The organism is Micromonospora sp. NPDC051924 (assembly GCF_055586005.1).
The window spans coordinates 1-13,474 of the sequence record NZ_JBVJJA010000020.1; the positions used below are offsets into that span (position 1 = coordinate 1).

At 72.8% G+C, this 13,474-nt stretch carries 9 protein-coding genes, 1 tRNA gene and 1 pseudogene; all 11 read left to right on the forward strand.

Going from position 1 to position 13,474, the window contains the following annotated elements; all coding sequences use genetic code 11:
• Positions 1–582: pseudogene (locus ACZ6S5_RS17450) on the forward strand (transcription termination factor Rho); the annotation flags it as partial.
• Positions 579–1,043, forward strand: a complete 465-nt coding sequence (locus tag ACZ6S5_RS17455) for a VOC family protein (RefSeq protein WP_466001509.1) — start codon at positions 579–581, stop codon at positions 1,041–1,043. The pseudogene ACZ6S5_RS17450 and the gene ACZ6S5_RS17455, both read left to right, overlap by 4 nt.
• Before the next feature lie 62 nt (positions 1,044–1,105).
• The gene (locus ACZ6S5_RS17460; RefSeq protein ID WP_466001747.1) at positions 1,106–2,182 is read left to right on the forward strand and encodes a DUF3626 domain-containing protein; all 1,077 of its coding nucleotides are present in this window, start codon (positions 1,106–1,108) and stop codon (positions 2,180–2,182) included.
• Positions 2,183–2,407: 225 nt separating this feature from the next.
• The gene (locus tag ACZ6S5_RS17465) at positions 2,408–3,190 is read left to right on the forward strand and encodes a hypothetical protein (protein ID WP_466001511.1); all 783 of its coding nucleotides are present in this window, start codon (positions 2,408–2,410) and stop codon (positions 3,188–3,190) included.
• A 625-nt stretch (positions 3,191–3,815) separates the two neighbouring features.
• The gene (locus tag ACZ6S5_RS17470; RefSeq protein ID WP_466001513.1) at positions 3,816–4,406 is read left to right on the forward strand and encodes a hypothetical protein; all 591 of its coding nucleotides are present in this window, start codon (positions 3,816–3,818) and stop codon (positions 4,404–4,406) included.
• Between the two features lie 517 nt (positions 4,407–4,923).
• Entirely contained in the window at positions 4,924–8,253 is a 3,330-nt protein-coding gene (gene fdh / locus ACZ6S5_RS17475) for a formate dehydrogenase (protein ID WP_466001515.1), read from the forward strand.
• On the forward strand, positions 8,246–9,289 hold the full coding sequence (locus ACZ6S5_RS17480) for a 4Fe-4S dicluster domain-containing protein (RefSeq protein ID WP_466001517.1): 1,044 nt from the start codon (positions 8,246–8,248) through the stop codon (positions 9,287–9,289). The genes fdh and ACZ6S5_RS17480 overlap by 8 nt, the downstream gene beginning before the upstream one ends.
• Entirely contained in the window at positions 9,286–10,644 is a 1,359-nt protein-coding gene (nrfD, locus tag ACZ6S5_RS17485; protein ID WP_466001519.1) for an NrfD/PsrC family molybdoenzyme membrane anchor subunit, read from the forward strand. Before ACZ6S5_RS17480 ends, nrfD begins: the two co-directional genes overlap by 4 nt.
• 102 nt (positions 10,645–10,746) lie before the next feature.
• Positions 10,747–11,973, forward strand: a complete 1,227-nt coding sequence (locus tag ACZ6S5_RS17490; RefSeq protein ID WP_466001521.1) for an L-lactate MFS transporter — start codon at positions 10,747–10,749, stop codon at positions 11,971–11,973.
• 60 nt (positions 11,974–12,033) lie between these two features.
• Positions 12,034–12,129, forward strand: a tRNA-Sec gene (locus tag ACZ6S5_RS17495).
• 51 nt (positions 12,130–12,180) lie between these two features.
• A complete protein-coding gene (gene selA / locus ACZ6S5_RS17500) occupies positions 12,181–13,473 on the forward strand; it encodes an L-seryl-tRNA(Sec) selenium transferase (protein WP_466001523.1) in 1,293 nt (430 codons plus the stop codon).
• Position 13,474 lies beyond the last annotated feature (1 nt).

Sequence of the window (13,474 nt, forward strand, 5' to 3'; positions counted from 1 at the left end):
CCGCCGCAGGACCACACCACGGTGGCGGAGCTGGCGATCGAGCGGGCGAAGCGCCTGGTCGAGCTGGGCCACGACGTGGTCGTGCTGCTCGACTCATTGACCCGGCTGGGCCGTGCCTACAACCTCTCCGTCCGCTCGGCCGGCCGTACGCTCTCCGGCGGCGTGGACGTGGCCGCGCTCAACCCGCCGAAGCAGCTGCTCGCCGCGGCCCGCGCGATCGAGGAGGGCGGCTCGCTGACCATTCTCGCCTCAGCGCTGGTCGAGACCGGTTCCGCCGCCGACACCCTGATCCACGAGGAGTTCAAGAGCACCGGGAACGCCGAGTTGAAGCTGGACCGGTCGCTGGCCGACCGGCGTGCCTTTCCGGCGGTCGACCTGCGGGCCTCGGGCACCCGCCGGGAGGAGCTGCTGTTCACCGCCGTGGAGCGGCAGCGCCTGCGGGCCCTGCGTTCCGCGCTGTCCCAGGTGGACCGGCAGGCGGCCCTGGACCAGTTGCTGCGCCAGCTCGCGGCCACCCCGGACAACGCGCGCTTCCTGGCCCGGCTGGGCGGCCTCGCGCCCGGTTATGATCGGCAACCGTGACCGAGCAGGGGAACGACCGCCCACCGACCGTACGGCAGCTGCGCCTGGTGGTGGAGGCCGAGGACTACGACACCGCGGTCGCCTTCTTCCGCGACGCCCTGGGTCTGCCCGAGCAGGCAGCGTACTCCGGTGGGGACGACGCCCGCGTGGTGATTCTGGAGGCCGGCCGGGCCACCTTGGAGCTGGCAAACCCGGCGCAGAAGCGCATGATCGACGAGGTGGAGGTCGGCCGGCAGGTCGCGCCCCGGCTGCGGGTGGCGTTCGAAGTGGACGACAGCCGGGCGGTGGCCGAGCGTCTGGTCGCGGCGGGCGCCACCGAGGTCGCCCCGCCCACCGTCACCCCGTGGCAGTCGCTCAACGCCCGCCTCGACGGCCCGGCGGGCCTGCACCTCACCGTCTTCCAGGAGCTTCGCTCCGCCGACGAACGGGCCGCCCTGGACGGTTTCGGCACCGACGTCTGACGAATCCGGGTGGCAGCCCGCCATCCGGCCCGGCGATACTCTGGCGCGTGCCCGACCCCAGCATGACCCCCGCCCAGGCCGCCGCCGTACGGTACGTCCGTGACGTCGCGCTGCGCGACCGGCGGGCCGCGCTCGCGGTCATCGCCGAGCACCTGGCCGGCTCGGGCGCCGGGTACCGGTCGGACGAGGTGGTCGCCGCGGTCGCCCGGCACGGGCGGCTGACCCTCAACTTCCACCCGGACCGACTGTTGCGCGACGGCCGGACCGTCGCCGAGGCGCTGGACCAGGAGGACGTCTACCGCAGCCAGTTCGAGACCGGTATCTCCAACGGCGGCCTGACCGCCTTTCCCGGCGGGGACCGGGACCGGTGGGAGGAGAAGATGTTCGGTCGGGCGTACCAGCGCCCCGGCGTGCTGCCGGCCGAGCGTCCGAAGTACGGCGGCCTGAACCTGCTGGACCACCCGGACGGCGCCTGCCCCCGGTTCGGCTCCTGCCACCTGCGGCTGCGTCCAGAGGTTCTCGCCCGGGCCACCCTGTGCTTCGGGGACAGTCACATCGAGCCCACCGAGTTCGGCACGGTCGACGTCTTCGAGCCGGTGCTCGCGGCGCTGCTCACCGCCACTGCCGACACCGGTGTCAGCCTCGGGGTGAACGGCCTGGACACCGGCACCCTGCTGCAGACCCTGCTCCGGCGCCGGGAGCGCGCCTCGTACGCTGCCGGACGCGCCCTCGACGACTACATCGAGGCGCAGATCCACGGCGAGCTGAGCCTCGCCCGGGACGTCGAGGCCCTCGTGGCCGACCCGTCGTTCCGGGGCACGGACGTGGCACGTGTCCTCCATCGCGTCGCCGACCGGCACGGCTTCCCGCTGACCTGGCACGCCGGATTCGAGCTGCCCGTCGACGGGATCGACCCCGACTTCCGGGGCCCGGCGATCCCGCCCCTCGCGGCCCGGGTGCACGCCGAGTTCGCCCGGCCGGGGGAGCCGGTCGACGCCGCGTTGGTCGGCCGGGCCGCCGCGTCGGTGGTCACCGAGCCGGATCGCTGGGCCGACCGGGGGCCGGCTGCGGTCACGCTCCAGCATCTCAAGCAGCTCTGGCACGTCCTGGTCTGGTACGGCACCCCGGCAGCGCGCTGACCGTCGCGTCCCGTTCCGCCGTTCCACGCCTGCCCGGCCCGTCCCGTCCGAATTTCGTCGTGACCTGGACCGCAGCCTGCCGCTGCTCCGGTATATCCGGAATGACCGACACGTGGAGCTGGTTGTGTCCCCCGTACCGCCGGAACGCAAACCCGTACCGGTCAGTAGTTCCCCCGGAGGGCGCTCACCCCGGAGCGCGTCCTAACGATCGAAAGGGCATCCATCGTGAAGCAGACCTTCACTCGATGGCTCCCGGTCATCGCGAAGACCGCCGTCGTGAAGACCGCTGTTGCGAAGACCGCCGCTGCGAAGACCGCCATCGCGCAGACCCCGAACCGCAAGGCCGCACTGACCGTCGCGGGCGTGGCCGCCCTGGGCGGGCTGGCCCTCGGCCCCACCGCGATCGCGGCTCCGGTCACCAGCGGTCCGCACTCGGGTGCCGTCGCCGCGATCGACCTGGCCACGGGCAAGAAGACGGAGACCGACCCGGACACCGGCAAGCAGACCACCACCGTCGAGTCCGGTCTGACCACCGCGAGCGACAAGGTCCACAGCAAGGCCAACCGGCCGAGCCGGGACAAGCTCGTGCCGCACGGCGTCGAGGGCGCGCAGTCGCGTGTCCCGCTCGACGACGCGCAGCTCGCCAACGCCAAGGCCATCGTCAAGGCGGCCAAGGAGACCGGCGTGGGTGAGCGGGGCGCCGTGATCGGCGTGGCCACCTCGCTGCAGGAGTCGAAGCTGTACAACCTCGGCCACCTCGGCGCGAGCAACGACCACGACTCGGAGGGTCTGTTCCAGCAGCGCCCGTCGTCCGGTTGGGGCACGCCCGAGCAGGTCACCGACCCCGACTACGCCAGCAAGGCGTTCTTCAACGCCCTGAAGAATGTGGGCGGGTGGCACGAACTGCCGCTGACCGCGGCGGCCCAGACGGTCCAGGTCTCGGCCTTCCCGTACGCGTACGCGCAGTGGGAGGAGCAGGCCGCGGACATCGTCCAGCAGCTCTGGTAAGTCGTACTGCCATGACCGGCCGGTCCCCGTTCGGGGACCGGCCGGTCTGCGTTTCGGTGAGTGACTCGTTCTGCGGCCGATCGTGCTGTCCCGGCCGCCGGTTACCGCCCCTTGCGACACGCCGAGTGGATGAAGGTCGGCCTGCCGTGGTGGCGAGGGCTTGGCCAGGGGAGGGCGGGGCGGGGGCGTGTTTTGTCCGGTTGTGGGCGGGCTCGGGTGCGGTGGGTGGAACGCCATGGAGGTCACCGGGTCCCGGAGACGTCCATGGCGTTCCATTGACGGGCCAGGCGGCTGGGTGGTGTGGTCGTCGGTGGGGTGTGGTGTCCGGTTTGGGGGTGTGACCGGGGGCATCCGGGGGTCGGAATGGTGGCCGGGGCGGGGTCGTTGAACACGGGTGCACGGCCGAGGAAGACCGCCCCGCCCGACGGGGTGACGGGTCCCCGGGAATGGTGGTGGGCCGCCGGTCGTTACACATGGTCCCGGCGCCGCGAAGCGGCCAAGCCCCGCGAGCGTCGGATCCCCCCGCAAGACTTTCCCCCTTTTTTGCTTGAGCGCCTGACGGTGCTTGCGCACCCGCCGACCCCCCATCGGTGTTGGTGTGCCAACCCCCGAATGGAGCTTTCCCATGAACACGATGCTGCGTAAGAGCGTTCTTGGTGTTGCTGGTCTGGCTTTCGCTGGTGGTGTGTTCGCCGGTCCGATCGCCGCCCACGCTGAGGCTCGTCCTGTGGAGGGCAAGCCGGTCGCGGTCGCGGTGCAGGCGGACAAGCCGGACACGGGCAAGCTGATCCCGCATGGTGTGCAGGGCGCCCAGTCGAAGATCACCCTGAACGGCGAGCAGGTCGGTAACGCCAAGGCGATCATCGCCGCGACGAAGAAGGCGGGCCTGCCGGAGCGGGCCGCGGTCATCTCGATCGCCACCAGCCTGCAGGAGTCGAAGCTGGAGAACCTGGGCCACCTCGGCGACCAGAATGACCACGACTCGCTGGGCCTGTTCCAGCAGCGCCCGAGTTCGGGTTGGGGTACGCCGGAGCAGATCACCGACCCCGAGTACGCCACCCTCGCCTTCGAGAAGGGCCTCAAGCAGGTCGACGGCTGGCAGGACATGCCGCTGACCCAGGCCGCGCAGACCGTGCAGGTGTCGGCCTACCCGGACGCCTACGCCCAGTGGGAGCAGCAGGCCGCCGACCTGGTCGCCCAGCACTGGAACAACTGACCCACACACGCAACGCTGGCCGGCACCCCCACCACGGGGTGCCGGCCAGCGCACGGGAACGGGTGACCGCCGTCACCGAGAGCGGCGGAAGAACGAGAGTGCCCGTACCGTTGTGGAGAGCGTCGGTGTGTCCAGTGTCCCCGGGCCTCACCTAATTTGCCTTCGCGGAATACCGTCCGGCTGGAGCCGCGTCGCGCCACTCGCCGAGAGGCGACCTGCACACCGACGCCCAGCGGCGCCCCGGCCACGAGCCGGGGCGCCGCTGTTTGTGCGCTGCGCCGCCGCCCGGAACAGGGCCGGCCCCGGGCAGGCCGCGTACCCCTGGTCAGGCCGGACCGGCGCCTTCGCCACCACCAGCAGCACCGGGGTCATCCGCGGATCCCCGGCATGGGCGGCTTTTTGCCAGCCGCCGACGATTCAAACGTGGAACCTGTTCCGACACTCGACTCGCGGGAGCCCGGCGGCTGCCCTAGTGTTCAGAAGGTCAGCTTCCGCCAGCGGGGGAGGGGGTTCCGGGATGGGTCTGAAGACCTTCATCGAGGGGTGGCCGGTCTATCGGCAGCTCACCGGCACCGACCCGCTCGGCCGGGGCGCCGCCGCCCAGTCGGCCCGTTCGGCGGCCCTGACCGCCCGCACCGAGACGGCCGACAGCATGGCCCGCTCGGTCTGCCCGTACTGCGCCGTGGGCTGCGGGCAGCGGGTGTTCGTCAAGGACGGCCAGGTCACCCAGATCGAGGGTGACCCGGACAGCCCGATTTCCCGCGGTCGGCTCTGCCCGAAGGGTTCGGCCAGCAAGAGCCTGGTCACGAGTCCGCTGCGGCAGACCAAGGTCCGCTACCGCCGGCCGTACGGCACGGAGTGGGAGGACCTGGACCTCGACGTCGCGCTCGATATGATCGCCGACCGGGTCCTCGCCGCCCGCGACGAGACGTGGGAGGACGTCGACGACGAGGGGCGGCCGCTGAATCGGACTCTGGGCATCGCCAGCCTCGGCGGGGCCACCCTCGACAACGAGGAGAACTACCTCATCAAGAAGCTGTTCACGGCGATGGGGGCACTCCAGATCGAGAACCAGGCCCGGATTTGACACTCCGCCACCGTCCCCGGTCTGGGGACCAGCTTCGGTCGCGGCGGCGCAACGGTCTTCCAGCAGGACCTGGTCAACGCTGACGTCATCGTCATCCAGGGCTCCAACATGGCCGAGGCCCACCCGGTGGGCTTCCAGTGGGTGATGGAGGCCAAGAGGCGCGGGGCCAAGGTCTTTCACGTCGACCCACGGTTCACTCGGACCAGCGCGCTCGCCGACACGTACCTGCCGATCCGGGCGGGCACCGACATCGCGCTGCTCGGCGGCGTGGTGCGGTACATCTTGGAGAACGAGCTGGATTTCCGGGAGTACGTGCTGGCGTACACGAACGCGGCCACCATCGTCAGCGAGCAGTTCGCGGACACCGAGGACCTGGACGGTCTCTTTTCGGGCTACAACCCGGAGACCGGCTCGTACGACGAGACCAGCTGGCAGTACGAGGGACACGAGAAGGACGTGCGGATCCGGGGCACCGGCCGGGAGCGCGACAGCGCGGCCGGCCTCCGGCACGAGTCGCACGGCATGCCGCTGCCTTCGGATGTCCAGCGCGACGAGACGCTGCAGCATCCGCAGTGCGTCTACCAGATCCTCAAGCGGCACTTTTCCCGCTACACCCCCGAGATGGTGGAGCGCGTGTGCGGCATCCCGCAGGAGGAGTTCCTCGAGCTGGCCCGCGCCTGGACTCAGAATTCCGGCCGGGAGCGGACCGGCGCGCTGGTGTACTCGGTGGGCTGGACCCAGCACAGCGTCGGCGTGCAGTACATCCGCACCGGGGCGATCATCCAGCTGCTGCTGGGCAACGTGGGCCGGCCGGGCGGCGGCGTGCTGGCGCTGCGCGGGCACGCCAGCATCCAGGGCTCCACGGACATCCCCACGCTGTTCAACCTGCTGCCGGGCTACCTGCCCATGCCGCACCACGCCATCCACCCGAGCTTCGAAGAATGGGTGGACCGGATCCGCCACCCCGGGCAGAAGGGCTTCTGGGGTAACTCGCGAGCCTTCGCGGCCAGTCTGCTCAAGGCGTACTGGGGTGACGCGGCGACCCCGGAGAACGACTTCTGCTACGGGTACCTGCCCCGCATGACCGGCGACCACGGCACGTACCAGACGGTGCTGAACATGATCGACGGCAAGGTGAAGGGCTACTTCCTGCTCGGCCAGAACCCGGCGGTCGGCTCGGCGCACGGCCGGGCCCAACGGCTGGGCCTGGCGAACCTCGACTGGCTGGTCGTCCGCGACCTGTTCATGATCGAGAGCGCCACGTTCTGGAACAACAGCCCCGAGGTGGCCACCGGCGAGATCGTGCCGGAGGAGTGCCGTACCGAGGTGTTCTTCCTGCCGGCGGCCTCGCACGTGGAGAAGGAGGGCACCTTCACCCAGACGCAGCGGCTGCTGCAGTGGCGGGAGAAGGCCCTCGAACCGCCGGCCGACTGCCGCTCCGAGCTGTGGTTCTTCTACCACCTCGGGAGGGTGCTGCGGGAGAGGCTGGTCGGCTCCACCAAGCCCCGCGACCGGGCGCTGCTTGACCTCGCCTGGGACTACCCGACGCACGGTCCGCACGCCGAGCCGAGCGCCGAGGCGGTGCTCAAGGAGATCAACGGTTACGAGGTGGCCACCGGCCGGCCGCTGTCGGCGTTCGCCGAGGCGAAGGACGACGGGTCCACCGCGATCGGCTGCTGGATCTACTCGGGCGTCTACGCCGACGGGGTGAATCAGGCCGCCCGCCGCAAGTCCCGGCACGAGCAGGACTGGGTGGCCGCCGAGTGGGGTTGGGCGTGGCCGGCGAACCGCCGCATTCTCTACAACCGCGCCTCCGCCGATCCGCAGGGCCGGCCGTGGAGCGAGCGGAAGAAGTACGTCTGGTGGGACGCGGAGAAGGGCGAGTGGACCGGCCGCGACGTGCCGGACTTCGAGAAGACGAAGCCGCCGACGTACCGGCCGCCGGACGGTGCCTCCGGTCCGGAGGCCCTCGCCGGCGACGACCCGTTCGTCATGCAGGGCGACGGCAAGGCCTGGCTGTTCGCGCCGAGCGGGGTGCTGGACGGTCCGCTGCCGACCCACTACGAACCGGCCGAGTCCCCGCTGCGCAACCCTCTGTACGGGCAGCAGGCCAACCCGACCCGCAAGGTGTACGTGCACCCGGTGAACCGGATGAACCCGAGCCCGCCGGAGCCGCACAGCCAGGTCTTCCCGTACGTCTTCACGGTCAGCCGGCTCACCGAGCACCACACTGCGGGCGGGATGAGCCGCACCGTACGCCCGCTCGCCGAACTCCAGCCGGAGATGTTTGTGGAGGTGTCCCCGGAGCTGGCCGCCGAGGTCGGGCTGGCGAACCTGGGCTGGGCGCACCTGATCAGCGGGCGTGCGGTGATCGAGGCGAAGGTGCTGGTCACCGACCGGCTCACCCCGCTGCGAGTGGACGGCCGGGTGATCCACCAGCTCTGGTTGCCGTACCACTTCGGCCGGGAGGGACTGGTCACCGGCGACTCGGCCAACGACCTGTTCGGCATCACCCTGGACCCGAACGTGCTCATCCAGGAGAGCAAGGTGGGCACCTGTGACGTCCGGCCGGGCCGCCGTCCCACCGGGCCGGCGCTGCTGGACCTGGTCGGCGAATACCAGCGGCGGGCCGGGATGACGCCGGACCGGAAGGTGCCGATCGTCACCACCGGCGCGGGCGGCGGCCCCCCCCCCCGCGCCGGTGATGACGAGGAGACGCCCGCGCAGGCGGCACAGGACGACGGAGACGGGGATGCCTGACGCCAACAGCCTGTACGGTCCGCTCGACCCGGCGCCGGATGCGGGCTGGGCCGACGCCGGCCCCCGGATGGGCTTCTTCACCGACACCAGCGTCTGCATCGGCTGCAAGGCCTGCGAGGTGGCCTGCAAGGAGTGGAACGGCGTCCCGGACGCGGGCTTCGATCTGCTCGGCATGTCGTACGACAACACCGGGGCGCTGACCGCCAACTCGTGGCGGCACGTCGCCTTCGTCGAGCAGCCCCGCCCCGCCGGGCACCGCACCCCGCCGTTCGCCGGCAACCCGACGGGTGAGGCGTCCAGCCCGGCCGACGCGGCAGTCGCGGCCGGCACGGTGACGGACACCGGCACCGACCCCGGCCTTCCCCCCGGTCAGCCGGAGGCCGCCGCGCGGATGGCCGCCGGCCCGGAGTTCCTCGGCATGCCCGGGTCGCAGCCGCCCGGCCGGGCCACCGGCGTGGAGTCCCGCACCGACTTCCGCTGGCTGATGATGTCGGACGTCTGCAAGCACTGCACCCACGCCGCCTGCCTGGACGTCTGCCCGACCGGCTCGCTGTTCCGCACCGAGTTCGGCACGGTGGTGGTGCAGGAGGACATCTGCAACGGCTGCGGCTACTGCATCTCCGCCTGCCCGTACGGGGTGATCGACCAGCGCAAGGGCGACGGCCGGGCGTGGAAGTGCACGCTCTGCTACGACCGGCTCGGCGCCGGCAAGACCCCCGCCTGCGCGCAGGCCTGCCCGACCGAGTCCATCCAGTTCGGCCCGCTGGACGAGCTGCGGGAACGCGCCGCGCAGCGGGTCGCCACGTTGCACGATCGGGGGGTGCCGGAGGCTCGCCTCTACGGCCACGACCCCACCGACGGGGTCGGCGGCGACGGCGCGTTCTTCCTGCTCCTCGACGAGCCCGAGGTGTACGGCCTGCCCCCCGACCCGGTGGTCACCACCCGGGACCTGCCGAAGATGTGGAAGCGGGCCGGGCTGGCCGCCCTGGCCATGGCAGCGGCGGCCGTCGCCGCGTTCGTCGGAGGTTCATCGTGAGTCCGGAACGCGCCCCGGTGGGCGACCTGTTCCGCCGCTTCCGGGAGCGGCTCGCCGCCGAGGGGCCGGAGCGCCTCGGCGGGCCCGGCCCGCGCACCGGCCACGGTCCGAAGGTCACCCCGCCGCTCGGCACGGCGCCCGAGGGTGAGCCCGGCGCGCCGGCGGTGAACGGCACCGGCCACAACGGCGCCGGGCCGCTCAGAGCGGGTGAGGAGCGCGGTAGCCGGGCCACCGGCACCGGCGCGGGCGTGGCCCGCACCGACCGGGGTGCCCAGGACGCCGGGCTGGCCCCGTACCCGCCGCGCGACGTCGCGCCCGCCGAGCCGCATCGACGCCGCCGCGGCAGTGGCGGTGGCGGGGAGCAGCTGAACGTGCCGCCGGCCGAGTTCACCTCCTACTACGGCCGCCCGATCCTCAAGGCGCCGGTGTGGAAGTGGGACATCGCCGCGTACCTGTTCACCGGCGGCCTCGCCGCGGGCTCGTCGCTGCTGGCCGCGGGCGGGCAGCTCACCGACCGGCCGGCGCTGCGTCGGGCCGGGCGGGTGACCTCCCTGGCGGCGGTCAGCGCCAGCGCGTTCTTCCTCGTTCGTGATCTCGGCAAGCCGAGCCGGTTCCACCACATGCTGCGGGTGGCGAAGCCGACCTCCCCGATGAGCATGGGCACCTGGATCCTCACCGCCTTCGGCCCGGCCGCCGGGGTCGCCGCGGTCGCCGAGGCCGCGCCCTGGCTGCCCGAGCGGGGCGTGCTCGGCCTCGGCCGCAGGCTGCTGCCCCCGGCCGGGCAGGCCGCCGGGCTGCTCGCCGCGGCTACCGCGCCGGCGCTGGCCACGTACACCGGGGTGCTGCTCGCCGACACCGCGGTGCCGTCCTGGCACGAGGCGTACCCGGAACTGCCGACCATCTTCGCGGGCAGCGCCCTGGCCAGCGGTGCCGGCGTGGGGCTGCTCGCCGCGCCGAGCGCGCAGGCCGGCCCGGCCCGGCGCCTCGCCGTCGCCGGCGCCGCCTTGGAGCTGTGGGGCTCCCACCGGGTGGAGAACCGGCTCGGCCTGCTCAGCGAGCCCTACGCGATCGGCACCGCCGGCAAGCTGCTGCGCGCGGGCCGGGCGCTCACGGCGGCCGGCGTCGTCGGCGCGCTGGTCGGCCGCCGCAGCCGGGTGCTCTCCGCGCTCTCCGGCGGCGCCCTGCTGGCCGCCTCGGTCTGCACCCGGTTCGGCATCTTCCATGGCGGGGTCGCCTCGGCGAGGGACCCGAAGTACACCGTCGTCCCGCAGCGGGAACGCGCGCAGCGGCGGGAGCAGGGGACATCAGACGTCAGCGGGCCGGGCGCCGGCCCGAATCCGGGGGCAGACACGTAACAGGCGCCAGGCCCATGAGCCGATACGGGGGTACCGCTCATGGCCACGACAACCAGGGGTTCGCGGGACGGCCGACCACCCACACGGGGCCGGTGGGGCCTCGTGCTGGCGGCCGTGCTGGTCCAACTCGCGCTCGGCGCGGTGTACGCGTGGAGCGTGTTCAACAAGCCGCTGCAGGCCGAGTTCGGCTGGAGCAAGGCCGAGGTGGTGCTGCCGTTCGAGGTGGCGATCGGGACCATCTTCATCGGCAGCCTGGTCGGCGGGCGCATCCAGGACCGCCGGGGACCACGACCGGTCGCCCTCGGCGGCGGGATCCTGTACGCCGTCGGCACCATGCTGGCCTCGCTGGTGTCCTCGAGCGACCAGCTGTGGCTGCTGCTGCTCACCTACGGGGTGCTGGGCGGCATCGGGCTCGGCGCCGCCTACATCACCCCGATCGCCATGCTCAGCAAGTGGTTCCCGGACAAGCGGGGCCTGATCACCGGCATCGCCGTGGCCGGCTTCGGCTTCGGCGCAGTGATCACCGCACCGGTGGCGAAGGCGCTGCTGGCCGGGACCGACCACAAGACCGACGTCTTCCTGCCCCTGGGCCTCGCCTACCTGGTCGCGGTCCTGCTCGGGGCGTCCTTCTTCCGCGACCCGCCGGCCGGCTACCAGGTGCCCGGTTTCACCCCGGCGGTCGGCGGCCGGGCCGTCGCCGGCACCCGGGTCTACACCTTCGGCGAGGCCCTGCGCATCCGGCAGTGGTACCTGCTCACGCTGATCCTCACGCTCAACGTGACCTGCGGGATCGCGCTGATCTCCCAGGCCGCCGACGCGGCCCAGGCGGTCGCCGGGGTGAGCGCCGCCACCGCCGCCGGGATGGTCGGCATCCTCGGCCTGTTCAACGGCGGCGGCCGGGTCGCCTGGGCCTGGCTGTCCGACCGGGTCGGCCGGATGCCCGCGTTCCTCGGCATGCTCGCGCTGCAGGGCGTCTGCTTCCTGATCCTGCCGCACGCCTCCGCCTTCTGGCTCTTCGCGGTGCTCGCCGCGCTGGTCTACCTCGCCTACGGCGGGGGCTTCGGCACCATGCCGGCGACCGCCGCCGACTACTTCGGCACCCCGAACGCCGGCGCCATCTACGGGGCGATGATCGTGGCGTGGAGCATCGGCGGCGTGGTCGGCCCGCTGCTCACCGCGCTGCTCTACGACGCCAGCGGCAAGAGCTACACGCTGCCGTTCACGGTGATCGGCATCCTCGCCTTCGTCGCGCTGGTGCTCCCGCCGATCACCCGGCTGCCCACCGCACCCGGCAAGCCGAGGCCCCACTTCCAGACGCCGGGACCCTGATCCGGCGGACCCACCGCCCTCCCCGGGCGGATCGAGATCGCGTGTGGTTAAGTGCTGTTTGGAGGCGTTCAGGCGGCTGGTGCCCCTCCCGGTCTTCAAAACCGGTGTGGTCCGGGACCCGGGCCAGGCGGGTTCGATTCCCGTCCGTCTCCGCCAAGCAGATTCCGGGGTTCCGCCTCTGCGAGGCCTGCCAGAGGGGGTGAACCGATGCGTGACGTCGACCCGCGGCGGCGGGTGCCACGTACCGACGCGCTGCTCGCCGACCCCGGGCTGGCCGCCGCCGTCGGCTCGCTCGGCCGTGAGCGGGTGAAGGCCGCCATCGTCCGCGCCCAGCAGCGCGCCCGTACCGGCGAGATCACCCCCGACGAGGTACGCGACGCCGCGCTGGCCGACCTGCCCGCGCCGGCGCCCCGGGCGGTGCTCAACGCCACCGGCGTGGTGCTGCACACCAACCTCGGCCGGGCCCCGCTCTCCGCCGCCGCCGTTGACGCCCTCGTCTCCGCCGCCGGCCACACCGATGTCGAGTTGGACCTGCGGACCGGCCGGCGGGCCCGGCGCGGCCGGGAGGCGCTCGACGCGCTCGCCGCCGCCGTGCCCGACGCGGCGGGCGTGCACGTGGTCAACAACGGGGCCGCCGCCCTGGTGCTCGCCGCCACCGCCCTCGCCACCGATCGCGAGATCGTGGTCAGCCGCGGCGAACTGGTCGAGATCGGCGACGGCTTCCGCCTGCCCGACCTGCTGGAGAGCACGGGCGCGCGGCTGCGCGAGGTCGGCACCACCAACCGCACCACCCGCGCCGACTACGCCGCCGCCATCGGCCCGCGCACCGGCTTCCTGCTCAAGGTGCATCCGTCGAACTTCCTGGTCAGCGGCTTCACCTCGGCCGTGCCGGTCCGGGAGCTGGCCACCCTGGGCGTACCGGTGGTCGCCGACATCGGTTCCGGGCTGCTCGCCCCCAACCCGCTGCTGCCCGACGAGCCGGACGCCGCCGGCACCCTGCGCGCGGGCGCGCACCTGGTCACCGCCAGCGGCGACAAGCTGCTCGGCGGCCCGCAGGCCGGGCTGCTGCTCGGCGCGGCCGATCTGGTCGAGCGGCTGCGCCGGCACCCCCTCGCCCGGGCGCTGCGGGTCGACAAGCTCACCCTCGCCGCGCTCGCCGCCACCCTGCACGGCCCGACCACCCCCACCCGGCAGGCGCTGCACGCCGACCCGGCGGCCCTGCGCGAACGCACCGAACGGCTGCGCGACCGGCTGGGCGAGGACGGCGCCAAGGCCGAGGTGGTGCCCAGCGTCGCCGTCGTCGGCGGTGGCGGCGCGCCCGGCGTGGAACTCGACTCGTGGGCGCTGAGCCTGCCCGAGCGGTACGCCGAGCCGCTGCGCACCGGCGAACCGCCGATCCTCGGCCGGATGCTGCACGGCCGGCTCCTGCTCGACCTGCGCTGCGTACCGGCCGACGCCGACGAGACCGTCCGTGCCGCGGTGCTGCGGGTGGGTGGCTGAC